Origin of the sequence: Streptomyces tanashiensis, assembly GCF_014648895.1 — a bacterium.
GTDB lineage: Bacteria > Actinomycetota > Actinomycetes > Streptomycetales > Streptomycetaceae > Streptomyces > Streptomyces tanashiensis.
The window spans coordinates 35,906-50,212 of sequence record NZ_BMRZ01000026.1; the positions used below are offsets into that span (position 1 = coordinate 35,906).

Annotated in this window: 15 protein-coding genes; 7 read left to right on the forward strand and 8 right to left on the reverse strand. The window is 72.8% G+C overall.

Annotated features, from left to right (window positions below; genetic code table 11):
* Positions 1-71 precede the first annotated feature (71 nt).
* Positions 72-956, forward strand: coding sequence for an NAD(P)-dependent oxidoreductase (locus IE237_RS38825; RefSeq protein WP_189806921.1), 885 nt, complete (start codon positions 72-74; stop codon positions 954-956).
* 24 nt (positions 957-980) lie between these two features.
* Here the strand turns inward: IE237_RS38825 and otsB are convergent, their stop codons facing one another.
* Genes otsB through IE237_RS38840 form a run of 3 tightly spaced genes read right to left on the reverse strand, consistent with a single transcriptional unit; the run spans position 981 to position 3,437 of the window.
* Positions 981-1,823, reverse strand: a complete 843-nt coding sequence (gene otsB, locus IE237_RS38830; protein ID WP_189806922.1) for a trehalose-phosphatase — start codon at positions 1,821-1,823, stop codon at positions 981-983.
* A gap of 60 nt (positions 1,824-1,883) precedes the next feature.
* Positions 1,884-2,141, reverse strand: coding sequence for a DUF3263 domain-containing protein (locus IE237_RS38835; RefSeq protein ID WP_189806923.1), 258 nt, complete (start codon positions 2,139-2,141; stop codon positions 1,884-1,886).
* Positions 2,142-2,153: 12 nt separating this feature from the next.
* Positions 2,154-3,437: an extracellular solute-binding protein gene (locus tag IE237_RS38840; protein ID WP_189806924.1), complete on the reverse strand. Its 1,284-nt coding sequence runs from the start codon at positions 3,435-3,437 to the stop codon at positions 2,154-2,156.
* A 242-nt stretch (positions 3,438-3,679) separates the two neighbouring features.
* Between IE237_RS38840 and IE237_RS38845 the strand changes: the two genes are divergently transcribed.
* The 3 genes from IE237_RS38845 to IE237_RS38855 all read left to right on the forward strand — a co-directional run bounded on the left by IE237_RS38845 (position 3,680) and on the right by IE237_RS38855 (position 6,826).
* A complete protein-coding gene (locus IE237_RS38845; RefSeq protein ID WP_189806925.1) occupies positions 3,680-4,618 on the forward strand; it encodes an ROK family protein in 939 nt (312 codons plus the stop codon).
* On the forward strand, positions 4,618-5,772 hold the full coding sequence (gene nagA / locus IE237_RS38850; RefSeq protein ID WP_189806926.1) for an N-acetylglucosamine-6-phosphate deacetylase: 1,155 nt from the start codon (positions 4,618-4,620) through the stop codon (positions 5,770-5,772). The genes IE237_RS38845 and nagA overlap by 1 nt, the downstream gene beginning before the upstream one ends.
* A 127-nt stretch (positions 5,773-5,899) precedes the next feature.
* A complete protein-coding gene (locus tag IE237_RS38855) occupies positions 5,900-6,826 on the forward strand; it encodes a 1-phosphofructokinase family hexose kinase (RefSeq protein ID WP_189806927.1) in 927 nt (308 codons plus the stop codon).
* Between the two features lie 533 nt (positions 6,827-7,359).
* On the opposite strand, the gene IE237_RS38860 is transcribed toward IE237_RS38855, so the two are convergent.
* Both IE237_RS38860 and cdgB read right to left on the reverse strand, forming a co-directional pair.
* On the reverse strand, positions 7,360-8,331 hold the full coding sequence (locus IE237_RS38860; protein ID WP_189806928.1) for a CBM35 domain-containing protein: 972 nt from the start codon (positions 8,329-8,331) through the stop codon (positions 7,360-7,362).
* A 72-nt stretch (positions 8,332-8,403) separates the two neighbouring features.
* Positions 8,404-10,125 (reverse strand): diguanylate cyclase CdgB, encoded by a 1,722-nt coding sequence (gene cdgB, locus IE237_RS38865; RefSeq protein WP_189806929.1) that lies wholly within the window; start codon positions 10,123-10,125, stop codon positions 8,404-8,406.
* A 263-nt stretch (positions 10,126-10,388) separates the two neighbouring features.
* On the opposite strand from cdgB, the gene IE237_RS38870 reads away from it, so the two are divergent.
* A complete protein-coding gene (locus tag IE237_RS38870; RefSeq protein ID WP_189806930.1) occupies positions 10,389-10,952 on the forward strand; it encodes a flavin reductase family protein in 564 nt (187 codons plus the stop codon).
* Between the two features lie 8 nt (positions 10,953-10,960).
* Here the strand turns inward: IE237_RS38870 and arfB are convergent, their stop codons facing one another.
* Entirely contained in the window at positions 10,961-11,398 is a 438-nt protein-coding gene (arfB, locus tag IE237_RS38875; RefSeq protein WP_189806931.1) for an alternative ribosome rescue aminoacyl-tRNA hydrolase ArfB, read from the reverse strand.
* Between the two features lie 119 nt (positions 11,399-11,517).
* Here arfB and IE237_RS38880 point away from each other — a divergent pair, with 119 nt between their 5' ends.
* Together IE237_RS38880 and IE237_RS38885 are read left to right on the forward strand one after the other, a co-directional pair.
* Entirely contained in the window at positions 11,518-12,093 is a 576-nt protein-coding gene (locus IE237_RS38880; protein WP_073911578.1) for a TerD family protein, read from the forward strand.
* A 61-nt stretch (positions 12,094-12,154) separates the two neighbouring features.
* Positions 12,155-12,679, forward strand: a complete 525-nt coding sequence (locus IE237_RS38885) for a GNAT family N-acetyltransferase (protein WP_189806932.1) — start codon at positions 12,155-12,157, stop codon at positions 12,677-12,679.
* Here the strand turns inward: IE237_RS38885 and IE237_RS38890 are convergent.
* Positions 12,676-14,076 carry a M1 family metallopeptidase gene (locus IE237_RS38890; RefSeq protein ID WP_189806933.1) on the reverse strand — a complete coding sequence of 467 codons (1,401 nt, stop codon included), beginning with the start codon at positions 14,074-14,076 and terminating at the stop codon, positions 12,676-12,678. The genes IE237_RS38885 and IE237_RS38890 overlap by 4 nt on opposite strands.
* Before the next feature lie 108 nt (positions 14,077-14,184).
* Positions 14,185-14,307: heme-binding protein (locus tag IE237_RS38895; protein ID WP_189806934.1), on the reverse strand; the 123-nt coding region annotated here is incomplete at its 5' end.

Here is a 14,307-nt window from a genome sequence, read left to right on the forward strand (position 1 = left end):
CACCTCAGGGTAACCACCCACTCGAAAGTGGGTACTTGAGCAGGTCAGAGCCCCGGAGCAGCCTGGTGGGCATGACAGCGAACACGCCTGCGAAGCCCCCCGTCACCCTCCTCGGCCTCGGCGCCATGGGCACCGCCCTCGCCCGGACCTGGCTCGCCGCCGGGCATCCGCTCACCGTCTGGAACCGCACCCCGGCCCGCGCGGACGCCCTCGCCGCCGAGGGCGCCGAGGCCGCGGACAGCGCGGCCTCGGCCGTCGCGGCGAGCACCCTCGTCGTGGTCTGCCTCCTCGACGACGACTCCGTCGACGCCGCCCTGGACGGCGTCGACCTCACCGGCAAGGACCTCGTCGACCTCACCACCACGACGCCCGCCCAGGCCCGGGCCCGGGCCGTGTGGGCCGAGGAGCGGGGCGCCCGCCACCTGGACGGCGGCATCATGGCCGTCCCGCCGATGATCGGCGTCCCGGAGGCCGGCGGGTACGTCTTCTACAGCGGCTCGCGGGAGCTGTTCGAGCGGCACCGCCAGACCCTGGCCGTCCCGGCCGGCACCACCTACGTCGGCGAGGACGCGGGCTTCGCGGCCCTGCACGACGTGGCCCTGCTGAGCGCCATGTACGGCATGTTCGCGGGCGCCGCGCAGGCCTTCGCGCTGATCCGCGGGGAGGACATCGACCCGGTCGCCTTCGCCCCGCTGCTCTCCGGGTGGATCACGGCGATGACGGGCCCGCACGTCCTGGGGACCGCCGCCCGGCTGAAGAGCGGCGACTACACCACCGGCGTGGTCTCGAACCTCGCCATGCAGGTGGCCGGCACGCCGACGTTCCTGGCCACGGCCGAGGGGCAGGGCGTCAGCCCGGAGCTGATCGGCCCGTACTTCGGGCTGATGCGCCGCCGGCTCGACGCGGGCAGCGGCGAGGAGGACCTGGCGGGCGTGGTGGACCTGCTGCGCCGCTGAGCTCCCCGCCGCGTGCCGGGGGCGTCAGGCCTCCCGTACGGCCCTCGCCAGTTCCGTCAGGAACGCGACCACGCCCGCCGGGCCCTGGACGGAGAGGTCGGCGCGGTCGGACAGCTCCGGGACCTCGGTGGAGCCGCTGCACACGAGAACGCCCGGGGTGCCGTCGGAGCGGAGCTTCTCGACGGCCGCGAAGGCCGGCAGGTCGCCCAGGTCGTCGCCCGCGTAGAGCACGGACCCGGCGCCCACCTCCCGTACGTACTCCGCGAGCGCCACGCCCTTGTCCATGCCCGGCGGGCGCAGCTCCAGGACCATGCGGCCCGGCTCCAGGACGAGGCCGTGGGCGATGGCGAGGTCGCCCAGCGGGCCCTTGAGGGCCTCGAAGGCACCCTCGGGTTCGAGGGCGCGGCGGGTGTGCACGGCGACCGCGCGGCCCTTCTCCTCGATCCAGACGCCCGGCCAGGCCCCGGCCCGGTCCAGGAAGCCGGGGAGCTCGGCGCGGACGGAGGCCACGCCGGGGTGCGGGGCGGCGGCCTTGACGGTGCCGGTGACGGCGTCCCAGCGTTCGGCGCCGTAGTGGCCGAGGACGACGAGGTGCTCCAGGCCGGGGACGCCGGCGAAGCCGCCGTAGCGGACGGCGACCCCGGCGGGGCGGCCGGTCACGACGGCGACGGAGGCGACCTGGGGGGCGAGGGCGGCGAGGGCGGCCACGGCGCCGGGGTGGGCGCGGGCCTGCTCGGGGTCGGGGACGATCTCGGCGAGGGTGCCGTCGAAGTCGAGGGCGACGACGGCCTTCTCGGGCCGCGCGAGGAGCGCGGCCAGACCGTCGCGGCCGGTCGGTGTGGTCGGGTGCGGGAGGCTGTTGACCATGTTTCCGACCCTACCGACGTACGGGGACCCCGTCAGCGTGGCCGGGGTCACTGACCGGAGTCAGCCCTCGCGGCGCCGCTGCTTCTCCTCGCGGACCCGGCGCAGCCGGTTGACCGTGACGGGGTCGTGGGCCAGGGCGCGCGGGTCGTCGAGGAGCGCGTTGAGGAGCTGGTAGTAGCGGGTCGCGGAGAGGCCGAGCCGCTCGCGGACGGCCCGCTCCTTGGCACCGGGGCCGGGCCAGGAGCGGCGTTCGACGGCGAGGAGCGCCTGCTCGCGCTCCCCGAGCCCGCCTTCGTCCGTTCCCTCGCTCACGGTCATACGACCAACCTATTACTCGGCGGCCTCCGCCGCCGTCGCCGCCCGGCCGATCCGGCCGAGGACGTCGGCGGGCCGGCCGTCCGGAGCGACGGCCTTGCCGATGTTCTGCTTGACGTTCTCGCTGACCTTGGCCCAGGAGGTCTTGCCGACGGGCGGGAGCTGCGCGTCGGGGAGGACCTTGAGGAAGACGCGCAGGTTGGCGTGCTCGGGGTCGGTCTCCATGCGGGTGGAGGCGGTGACGGTGACCGGCAGCAGGTCGTTGTCGCCGGCGAACTTCAGGACGTTCTCGTCGCTGAAGACGAAGTTGAGGAAGTCGCCGATCTCCTTGCGGTGACCGTTCTCCTTGAAGCCCATGATCCAGTCGGCGACGCCCATGGACGTCTTGGGCGTGCCGTCGGCGCCGGGGAGGGGGACCTGCCCGACCTGGACGCCCTTCTTCGCGGCCTCCTTGAGGAGCGAGGGGTGGCCGTTGAGCATGCCGACCTCGCCGTTCGCGAAGGCGGCGAAGGCGGCCTTGCGGTTGAGCTTGGCGGGGGCGACCGGTCCGGTGAGGTCCTTGCCGACCAGGTTCTTGCGGAGCCACTCGAAGGTGCGCACGTTGGCGTCGGAGTCGACGGCGTAGCGGTCGGACGCGTCGGTCCAGCCGCCGCCGCCGCTGAGCAGCCACATGAGGGCCTCGGCCTGGGCCTCCTCGGGGCCGAGCGGCAGCGCGAAGGGGGTGGGGACGCCCTTGGCCTTGAGCTTCGCGGCGGCCGCGGTGAGCTCGTCCCAGGTGGTGGGGGCCTCGGCGCCGGCCTCCTCGAAGAGGTCCTTGTTGTAGAAGAGCGGCCGGGTGGAGGCGACGAACGGCATGCCGTACTGGGTGCGCTTGTACTCGCCGGCGGAGACGAGCGGGCCGAGGAAGTTGGCCTGCACGGGTATGGAGAGGAGTTCGTCGGCGGCGTAGAGCTGCCCGGCGGCCGCGTAGTCGGCGTAGGCGCCGATCTGCGCGATGTCGGGGGCCTTGCCCGCCTTGACCATGTCGGCGACCTTGCGGTCGACGTCGTCCCAGGACACGACGTCGACCTCGACCTTGACCCCGGGGTGCTTCGCCTCGAAGGCGGCGACGAGGTCGGTCCAGTACTTCTTGGTGGTGTCGCCACCGGTCAGGTCGTAGTCGGCGGCGACCAGTTTCAGGGTCACGTCGCCGGAGTCACCGCCGAGGGAGCCGCAGCCGGCGACCGTCGTGGTCAGTCCGAGGGCGGCGGCGGCCGCGGTCAGTCCAAGGAATCGTCGCCGCTCCACGGCTTCATCCACCTTTTGCTCGTCGTTGAGCTGTCGTTTTTCCAGAGCTTTCGCCGCATTGATCTGCGTGTTTGCTCTTCTCAGGGCCGTAAGTCTGCCCCGCGCCCGGGTGTGAGGTCTACACCACTCGGATATCACTTCCGCAACTGCGGCGGGACCATGACCCCATGACCGGCCTCGAATTTGTATCCGAGCGCAACAATCCTGCTCAGTGGACTAGACCTTTTGGGTGGTCCCGCGACAGACTGTCCCCCGTGAGACACGTCATCGCCCTGGATGTGGGCGGCACCGGCATGAAGGCCGCCCTTGTCGGGGCGGACGGCACCCTGCTGCACGAGGCCCGCCGCGCCACCGGGCGCGAGCGCGGCCCCGAGGCCGTGGTGGAGACCATCCTCGGCTTCGCCGAAGAGCTCCGCGCCCTCGGCCAGGAGCGGTACGGAGAGCCCGCCGCCGCGGCCGGAGTCGCCGTCCCCGGAATCGTCGACGCGGAGAACGGCATCGCCGTCTACGCCGCCAACCTCGGCTGGCGCGACGTTCCCATGCGCGAACTCCTCAGCCGCCGCCTCGACGGCATCCCCGTCGCCCTCGGCCACGACGTGCGCACCGGCGGCCTCGCCGAAGGCCGCATCGGCGCGGGCAACGGCGCCGACCGCTTCCTCTTCGTGCCCCTCGGCACCGGCATCGCCGGAGCCATCGGCATCGGCGACCGCATCGAGGCCGGAGCCCACGGCTACGCCGGCGAGATCGGCCACATCGTCGTCCGCCCCGGCGGCACCGACTGCGGCTGCGGCCAGCGCGGCTGCCTGGAGCGGTACGCCTCCGCCTCCGCCGTCTCCCTCGCCTGGGCCGAGGCCAGCGGCGACCCCGACGCCGACGCCGCCGACTGCGCGAAGGCCGTCGAATCCGGCGACCCCACCGCCGTGCGGGTCTGGCAGGACGCCGTCGACGCCCTCGCCGACGGACTCGTCACCGCGCTCACCCTGCTGGACCCCCGCACGCTCATCATCGGTGGCGGTCTCGCCGAGGCCGGGGAAACCTTGTTCACACCACTCCGGGCCGCCGTGGAGGAACGCGTCACGTTCCAGAAGCTGCCCGCCATCGTCCCGGCGGCCCTCGGGGACACCGCCGGATGCCTGGGCGCGGGCCTCCTCGCCTGGGACCTTCTCTCCCTCGACTCGGAGGTTTCCGCCTGATGGCCGATCACCAGGTTCTCGCCGGCGCGCACGTCGTGCTGCCCACCGGAACGGTCGAGAACGGACGCGTGATCGTCGACGGCGACCGCATCGCGGGTTCCGCCCCCGAGAACGCCCCCGTCCTCGACCTGACCGGCCACTGGCTCGTCCCCGGCTTCGTCGACATGCACAACCACGGCGGCGGCGGCGCGTCCTTCACCTCGGGCACCGTCGACGAGGTACTCAAGGGCGTCCACACCCACCGCCTGCACGGCACCACCACCGTCGTCGCCTCCTTCGTCACCGGCGAGATGGACTTCCTCACCCAGCGGGCCGGACTGCTCTCCGAGCTCGCCGAACAGGGCGAGATCGCCGGCCTCCACTTCGAGGGCCCGTTCATCTCCCCCTGCCGCAAGGGCGCCCACGACGAGACGCTGCTCCGCGACCCCGACCCGGCCGAGGTCCGCAAGCTGATCGACGCCGCCCGCGGCCGGGCCAAGATGGTCACCCTCGCGACCGAGCTGCCCGGCGGCCTCGACTCCGTACGCCTGCTCGCCGAGCACGGCGTCATCGCCGCCATCGGCCACACCGACGCCACGTACGAGCAGACGCAGGCGGCCATCGACGCGGGCGCCACCGTCGCCACCCACCTGTACAACGCGATGCCCGCGCTCGGGCACCGCGCCCCCGGCCCGATCGCCGCCCTCCTGGAGGACGAGCGGATCACCGTCGAGCTCATCAACGACGGCACCCACCTCCACCCGGCCGCCCTGGAGCTCGCCTTCCACCACGCCGGCCCCGAGCGCGTCGCCTTCATCACCGACGCCATGGACGCCGCCGGCTTCGGCGACGGCCGCTACATGCTCGGCCCGCTGGCCGTCGAGGTGAAGGACAGCGTCGCCCGCCTCGTCGAGGGCGGCTCCATCGCCGGCTCCACCCTCACCCTGGACCGCGCCTTCCAGCGCGCCGCCACCGTCGACGGCCTCCCCGTCGAGGCGGTCGTCCAGGCCATCTCCGCCAACCCCGCCCGCCTGCTCGGCGTGTACGACCGCGTGGGCTCCCTGGAGCCCGGCAAGGACGCCGACATCGTCGTCCTGGACGCCGAGTTCGCCCTCAAGGGCGTCATGCGCAAGGGCGAGTGGATCGTCGACCCGACGGCGGACACGACCGCCTGATCAGGTGTCACTCACGAGGGCGGTTGGCCGGGGGTCTGGGCCAACCGCCTTTCGTTTGGCATGATCGGTGCCCGTCGGAGCGCGCGTTCCGCAGAACTTCACGAGGAGTACGGGGGGTGGACGGGTCTTGATCCTCACGGTCACCCTCAACACGGCACTGGACCTGACCTACCGGGTCCCCGCGCTCACCCCGCACGCCTCCCACCGGGTCACCCAGGTCATCGAGCGGCCCGGCGGCAAGGGACTCAACGTCGCCCGCGTCCTCGGCGCCCTCGGGTACGAGACCGTCGCCACCGGCTTCGCGGGCGGCGCGACGGGCGCGACCCTGCGGGACCTGCTCGCGACGACACCGGTCCGCGACGAACTCGTCGAGACCGCCGGGCCCACCCGCCGTACGGTCGCGGTCGTCGACACCGCGAGCGGGGACACCACCCAGCTCAACGAACCGGGCCCGAACGTCACCGCCGCGGAATGGAACGCCTTCCGCACCCGCTTCACGGAACTCCTCGACGGAACCCGGGCCGTCGCCCTCTGCGGCAGCCTCCCGCCGGGCATCCACGTCGGCGCGTACGCGGAACTGATCCGCCTCGCCCGCACGGCCGGCGTCCCCGTCCTCCTCGACACCAGCGGCGAACCCCTCCGGCGCGGCATCGCCGCCCGCCCCGACCTGGTCAAGCCGAACGCCGAGGAACTCGCCCAGCTCACCGGAGCCCGCGAACCCCACCGGGCCACCCGCGACGCGCGCCGCCGGGGCGCCCACGCGGTGATCTCCTCGCTCGGCCCCGAGGGCCTGCTCGCCGCCACCCCCGAGGGCCTGTGGCGCGCGGCCCCGCCCGCCGCCGTGAAGGGCAACCCCACGGGCGCGGGCGACTCGGCCGTCGCCGGCCTCCTCTCGGGCCTGGTCGACGGGGCCCCCTGGCCCGACCGCCTCACCCGAGCGGTCGCCCTCTCGGCGGCCACGGTCCTCTCGCCGGTCGCCGGCGAATTCGACGCCACGGCCTACGAGGACCTGCTGACCCGGGTGAAGGTGACGGAGTATCCGGTCTCCCCGTAAACATCCTTCGGCCTTGCGACCCTGTCAGCAGTATCCGGCCGGACGAAGTGTCAGGCGATGCGACCGAGCGTCACGCACCTGTCGGCGACCCACCTCTTCACCCCTCCATAGTTCAGAGGGGTCCAGGTGTAGTACGTGGCGGTTTCATTGGCGCACTTGTAAGCGCCAGCGGTCACCCGCCCCGTGCACGTGGCCGTCCAGCAAGGGACCGTGTCCGGGTTCCCAGTGCCCAGAGCGTGAATCCGGGCGATCACGGTAGAACTCGTCGAGGCCGACGCGCGAACGTTCCAGTCGACGTGTCCGTAGGCCCCTGATACGGCCGCAGACGCCGAAGGCGACGCTCCGAAAAGCAGACTCGAAGACAACACGCCGATCGAGGCGATCTTCACTGCAGCGCGCATCCTGGTCCTCCCCTGGTTGTCCCGCATCCCCTCACGTTCGACGAGGGAACGCCTGATCCGTAGTTGATCTTACGAATGCCGACAAGACAGTGGAACGAGTATTCGAGCCGCTTGCGGGATGCGAACGAGCCGCTACTCCGCTGGGGCGGGAGTGACTTCCAGCCAGTCGAGCAGCACGTTGCACTGATTGCCCTGCTCGCACGAGATCTTGATCTCGTTGTCGCCCTTCTGGAGATCGACCGGCGCCCAGGTGGTCTGCCAGTTCTTCTCCAGGTTCGGATCCGTGGAGTGGATGAAGTTCTTCAGGCCGAGCGGCAGGGAGTTCGCCTTGCCATTGACCGTCAGGGTCGCGTTGGCGTCTGCCGCCGGGATGGCATAGCGGACGGTCAGGCGGTACTTGCCCCCCGTCGGCATGCTCGCCTTCCAGGTCACCGAGGCGCCGCGCGCGTCGAAGCCCGACACGTACACACCACCGACACCCTCGGCACCCGCGACGGTCTTCTCCGTAGCGGCCGAGCCTCCCAGCGTCAGCGTCGCCGCGTCCTGCTTGGGGAGCTCCTCCGGGGTCTTCTCGGCGCTCGGCGTGGTGCTGGGCTGCTCGGAGACCGTGGCGGGCGGCCCGCTCGACGGCGAACCGCCGGCCTGACCGTCCTTGTCCTTCTCGCCGCCCGAGTTCGAGATCACCGCGGCCGCGATGCCGATCACGACGACCGCGACGACCGCGATCGCCCCGGTCAGCAGGCCCTTCGTGTTGGGGCCGCGGCCCGAGCCGCCGCGCTGGGACGGGATCGGGGCCGTGCGGGGGCCCGGCTGCGCGCCGTACGTCTCCGGCGCCGCGTACTGCGCCTGCGGCTGGCCGTACGGGGCCTGCTGCTGCGGCGGCACGTACGGCTGCTGCTGGTGGTGGCCGTACTGGCGCTCGCCGACCGTCCTGACCTGGTTGTACGAGGTCCGGGGCACGCCTGGCTGGGCGGGCGCGGGGCCGGGGTAGCCGTAGCCGCCGCCCTGCGGGGGCTGAGCGCCCGCTGCCTGTCCGTCCGCGTACAGATAGCCGAACGGATCGTCGTCCTCGGGCTTGTTCGCGCCGTCGTTACCGGCAGCCATCCGGGTCACCTCTCCATGCTCGCCAGCCGTCGCCGACCGGCCGAGCCTACCCCGAACGGACCAGCGCGCGACTCAGCCCGCCCGCCGGTGGACCTTGGCGCGGGAGCGTTTCTCCACGTACATCCGCTGGTCCGCCGAGTTCAGGACCTCTTCCACGGTCATCCCGCACTCGGCCCAGCCGATGCCGAAACTCGCCCCGACGCGGACCGCCCGCCCGTCCACCCGGATCGGCGGGATGATCGCGTTCCGCAGGCGTACGGCCAGGTCGGCCGCGTCGGCGGCGCCCAGGCCGTCGGCGAGCACGACGAACTCGTCACCGCCGAGCCGGGCGACGGTGTCGCCGTCCCGCACGCCGGTGGTCAGCCGGCGCGCGACCTCGATGAGGACGGCGTCGCCGGTGTGGTGCCCGAAGCGGTCGTTGATCGACTTGAAGCCGTCGAGGTCGCAGAAGAGGACCGCGAGCCCCTTGGTGCCGTCGTCGATCTCCCCGCCCGTGGGCGCGACGATGTGGACGTGGTGGTCGTACGGACCGGCGCCGCCCGCCGGCTCGAAACCGAAGCCGTGCTCGTGCTCGTGCTCGTACGGCCGGGGCTCGTGGCCGGAGTCGTACGACGGGTCGTACGCGGGCTCGTAGCCGCCGTGCCCCGCCCCGTAGCCGCCGTCCCGCTGCGCGTCGTACGTGCCGTACGCGGCCTCGTCCCCCGGCGCCGACGGGCGCTCGCACAGCCGGGCGGAGAGCCGGGAGCGCAGCTCGGCACTGTTGGGGAGGCCGGTGAGGGCGTCGTGCGAGGCGCGGTGGGCGAGCTGGAGCTCGTGCCGCTTGCGCTCCTCGATGTCCTCGACGTGGGTGAGGAGGAAGCGGGGACCGTCGGCGGTGTCGGCGACGACGGAGTTCCGCAGGGAGACCCAGACGTACGTGCCGTCGCGCCGGCCGAGCCGCAGCTCGGCCCGGCCGCCCTCGGCGGAGGTCCGGAGCAGGGTCCCGATGTCCTCGGGGTGGACGAGGTCGGCGAAGGAGTACCGCCGCATGACGGAGGCGGGCCGGCCGAGGAGCCGGCACAGGGCGTCGTTCGTGCGGAGCAGCCGGCCGTGCTGGTCGCCGCCCATCTCGGCGATCGCCATGCCGGAGGGGGCGTACTCGAAGGCCTGCCGGAAGGACTCCTCCGAGGCCCGCAGGGCCTGCTGCTCGCGCTCCAGGCGGACCAGGGCGCGCTGCATGTTGGAGCGGAGGCGGGCGTTGCTGATGGCGATGGCCGACTGCGAGGCGTACATCTGGAGCGCCTCCTGGCCCCAGGGGCCGGGGTGCCGGCCGTTGCGCGGGCGGTCGACGGATATGACGCCGAGGAGCTCACGGCCGGAACCGGAGGCGTACATCGGGGCGTAGAGCCGGTCGTGCGGGTGCCACTCGTCCTCGAAGCGGGGCGCGGGGCCGTCGGTGTGCCACTGGGGGACGTCGTCCTCCATGAGGACCCAGCCCTCGGTGTGCGGGATGAACCGCAGGTCGCCCCAGGAGACGCCCATGGACAGGCGCCGCTCCCAGGAGGTGCGGGAGCCGACGCGGCCGGTGATCAGGGCCTCCGCGGCGGAGCTTCCGGCGAAGGCGGCGACGACGAGGTCACCGTCGGGGCGGACGAGGTTGACGCAGGCCAGCTCGTAGTTGAGACCGGCGACCACACCGTCGGCGACGGTCTGCAGGGTGTCCGCCAGGCTGCGGGCAGTATTGAGGTCCGCCACGACCTGATGCAGCTGCCGCAGGGTCGAGAGACGGACGTAAGGCTCCGACTCGGTCTCCATCGCTCGCTCTCCCCGAGACCTCGACAGCAACTCCAGGGTTCTCATCGGCTTCGTGTTGCACTGTCACCGCCACTGAATCACAGCGAGCTGCGCCCCCGGTACACAGGGTCAGCAAATACTGCCCCGTGTGACTCAAGTCACAGCAGGTCGTGGCGGGTCGGGCGAATCCTCGCGGCGGGTGCCGGGTCCTAGGTCCGGCGGCCGTGACCGACTGGTCCCGGGGCCCGATGCGGGTCGCGGAGGCCCGGGGCTAGCGTGCGGGTGTGCTGCAGAAGACGCCCGCCTCGCCCCCCGTGTCCGATCTCGCCATCCCTCATGCTGAGGGGGTGAGCAACGACGAGTTCCGGGCGGCCATGTCCCGCCTCGCGGCGGGCGTGGTCCTGGTGACCGCGCACGACCCCGACGACGGCCCGCGCGGCGAGGACGTCGGCATGACGGCCACCGCCTTCCTGTCGGTCTCCCTCGACCCGCCCCTGGTCCTCGTCAGCCTCCGCAACGGCTCCCGCATGGACGACCTGCTCACCGACGTCCCGGTCTGGGCGGTGTCGATCCTCGCCGAGGACCAGCGGCACGTCGCCGGGCGCTTCGCGATGAAGAACCGGGTCAGCGACCGGCTCCTCTTCGCCGACCTGCCGTACACGCGCGGCGAGGAGAGCGGCGCCCCGCTCATGGGCGGCGCCCTCTCGGTCCTGGAGTGCCGCACGGAGAGCCGCGTCGTGGCCGGCGACCACACGCTGGTGGTGGGCCGCGTCCTGACGGTCGGTCTGCGGACGGGGAACGGCGGCCCCCTGACGTACTTCCAGGGGAAGTACCGGCAGCTGTCCTGAGCCGGCCGTCAGCTCCAGTCGCGGGACTGGCGGGTGCGCTTGGTCTCCGCGCGCTGCTTCTTCTCGCGCAGCCGGCGCTCGTTGATCCCGCGCGGGATCTTCGTCGGGCGGCGGGGCTTCGGCGGCGGGGCCGTCGCCTCGGCGAGGAGCGCGGCCAGGCGGACGGCCGCCGTCTCGCGGTTGCGCCACTGGGAGCGGTGCTCCGAGGCGCGGACCGTCACGACGCCGTTGACCAGGCGGGAGGCGAGCCGCTCCAGGGCGCGGGCCTTCCACACCTCGGGGAGCGCGTCGGTGGCCGCGAGGTCGAAGCGGAGCTCCACCTGCGAGTCGCTGGTGTTCACGTGCTGACCGCCCGGCCCCGACGACCGCGAGAAACGCCACTGGAGCTCGGCCTCGGGCAGCGAGACGGAGCCGCGGATGGGATACGGACCGGACATGCCCTCCATGTTCCCCGCAGGGGGCCGTACGAGTCATCCTGTTTTCCCGCGGCCGCCTGCGGGAACCGCCGACGGCCGAAGCGCGTTTCTCCAGGCGAGCGACGACATCACGACGAAAGGGACTTTCCATGGCTGTGAGCCTGTCCAAGGGCGGCAACGTCTCCCTGACCAAGGAGGCCCCGGGCCTCGCCGCCGTCACCGTGGGCCTCGGCTGGGACGTCCGCACCACCACCGGCACCGACTTCGACCTCGACGCCTCCGCGATCGGCGTGGACGCCGCCGGGAAGGTCGCCTCGGACGCCCACTTCGTCTTCTTCAACAACAAGTCGACGCCGGACCAGACCATCGTGCACACCGGTGACAACCGCACCGGCGAGGGCGGCGGCGACGACGAGCAGATCAACGTCAACCTCGCGGCCCTCCCGCCGAACGTCGACAAGATCGTCTTCCCGGTCTCCATCTACGACGCGGTGTCCCGCTCGCAGAACTTCGGCCAGGTGCGCAACGCGTACATCCGCATCGTGAACCAGGCCGGCGGCGCCGAGCTCGCCCGCTACGACCTCTCCGAGGACGCGGCCGTCGAGACGGCCATGGTCTTCGGCGAGCTGTACCGCAACGGCGCCGAGTGGAAGTTCCGCGCCGTGGGCCAGGGCTACGCCTCGGGCCTCGAAGGCATCGCCCGCGACTTCGGCGTCAACCTCTGACCCGTCGCGACGCCGTAGAGCCCCGGCCGGGATGCCCGGCCGGGGCTCTACCCTTCTTCCCGTGATCGTCGAAGCCCTCGCCCCCAAGGCCCTGGAGGACGGCGCCGCCCTCCCCGGCGCACTGCTCACCGAGCTCACCGCGCTGTACGCCTCGAACGAGGAGTTCCAGCAGCTCAGCGGCGACTTCCCGGATCCCTCCGACATCCGGCCCGAGCAGGTCGCGGCCGCGCTCGCCGAGGAGCTCGCCCAGCCGGGCGCCGAGGTCCTGCTCGCCCGCTCCGAGGGCCGGCTCGTCGCCGTGGCCGTTACCCTGGGCCGCCATCCCGACCCGGCCGATCCCGACCCGTGGCTCGGGCTCCTCATGGTCCACGCGGACGAGCGGCGGGCGGGCCACGGACGCCGGCTGGCCGCGTACGTCGAGGACCGCTTCCGTGCCGGGGGCCGCACCGGGCTGCGGCTCGCCGTCCTGGAGAACAACCCGAAGGCGCTGGCCTTCTGGACCGCGCTCGGCTACGAGGAGACGGCCCGCCGCCCGGACCTCGCGCACGGCCGGGCGTGCGTCGTGATGCGGAAGAGCCTGAACTAGGGGGTGGACGGCTTCTCGTCGCCGTACAGCCAGACGTCCCACAGCGCGTCGAGGTCGCGGCCCGCCACGCTCTCCGCGTAGGCCGTGAAGTCGTCCGTCGTGGCGTTGGCGTGGCGGTACTTCGCGGGCCAGCCGCGCAGGATCTCGTCGAAGACGCGGTCGCCGACCGTCTCGCGCAGCTTGTGCAGGACCATCGCGCCCCGCTGGTACACGGGCGGGTCGAAGAGGTTCTCGGCGGAGGGCGGGGCGGCGGGCGGGAAGGCCCAGTTGGCGTCCTGGGCGAAGGCGCGCGCGAAGTGGGTGCGCGCGGGCACGTGCTCGTACTCCTCCGAGTACAGCCACTCCGCGTACGTCGCGAAGCCCTCGTTCAGCCAGATGTCCCGCCAGTCCGCGGGCGTGACGGAGTTGCCGAACCACTGGTGGGCCAGCTCGTGGACGAGCGTCGTCCGGTCGAAGGAGGAAGACGGGAAGACGGGCCGGGTCTGGGTCTCCAGCGCGTAGCCGAGGGTCCCGTCCCGGGTGACGATCGCCCCGGCGGCGGAGAAGGGGTACGGGCCGAAGCGCTCCACCTGGCGGGCGAGGATCCCGGGGATCTCGCCGCGCAGCGCGGCGCTGCCCGCCGCGACGGGCGGCTCGGCGGCGGTCAGGACGGGCACGGAGCCGAGGGCGGTCGCCGTCCCGGTCTCGTAGCGGCCGATCGCGACCGTCGCGAGGTAGCTCGCCATCGGCTCGGCCGAGTGCCACTCGGTGGTGACCCGCCCGTCCGGCTCCGTCCGCCGCGCGGTCCTGATGCCGTTGGAGAAGCCGTCGGTCCCGGCCGGGAGGGTGAGCGTGACGTCGTAGGAGGCCTTGTCGGAGGGGTGGTGGTTGCCGGGGAACCAGGTCATGGAGCCGGCCGGTTCGCCGACCGCGACCGCCCCGCCCGCCGTGCGCAGCCAGCCCTCCTTCGAGCCGTCGGCGTCGGTGAGCGGCTCGGGCACGCCCGTGTAGGTGACGGTGGCCCGGAACTCCGCCCCTTCGGGGATCTCCTCGTGCGGGCGGAGGGTCAGCTCGTTCCCGGCGCGGTTGTACGCGGCGGGGGCGCCGTCGACGGTCGCGCCGCGCACGGTGAGGCCGGCGAGGTCGAGGTTGAAGGCGCTGAGGTCCTGGCCGGCGCGGGCGGTGATCTCGGTGGTGCCGTCGAGGCGTCCGGAGGCCGGGTCGTAGGCGAGGGTCAGGCCGTAGTGGCTGACGTCGTACCCGCCGTTGCCGAGCTTCGGGAAGAAGGGGTCGCGCAGCCCGGCGGCCCCGGGGGTGCCCCGGACGCCGCCGGCCTCGGTGCAGCCGCCCGCGAGCACCGCGAGGGTGAGCAGGGCGGCGGCGAGGGTGGCCGTTCTGGTCCGGCTGCGCTGTGACACGTATCGATCTTAAAAGGTCAAAAACGAAAAAGGCGGTGGCGCCCGGCGGGGGATCCGGGCGCCACCACCAGCTGGGGGCGCTCTTTCACGCGCGCCTCCTCGCGGGGGTCACTTCGCGAGGGAGGCGACGCCGGCCTGGGCGAACTTCTCGTCGAGGTCGCCGGAGGGGGCTCCGGCGACGCCGATGCCGGCGATCGGGGCGCCCTTGGCGGTGACGGGGGCGCCGCCGGC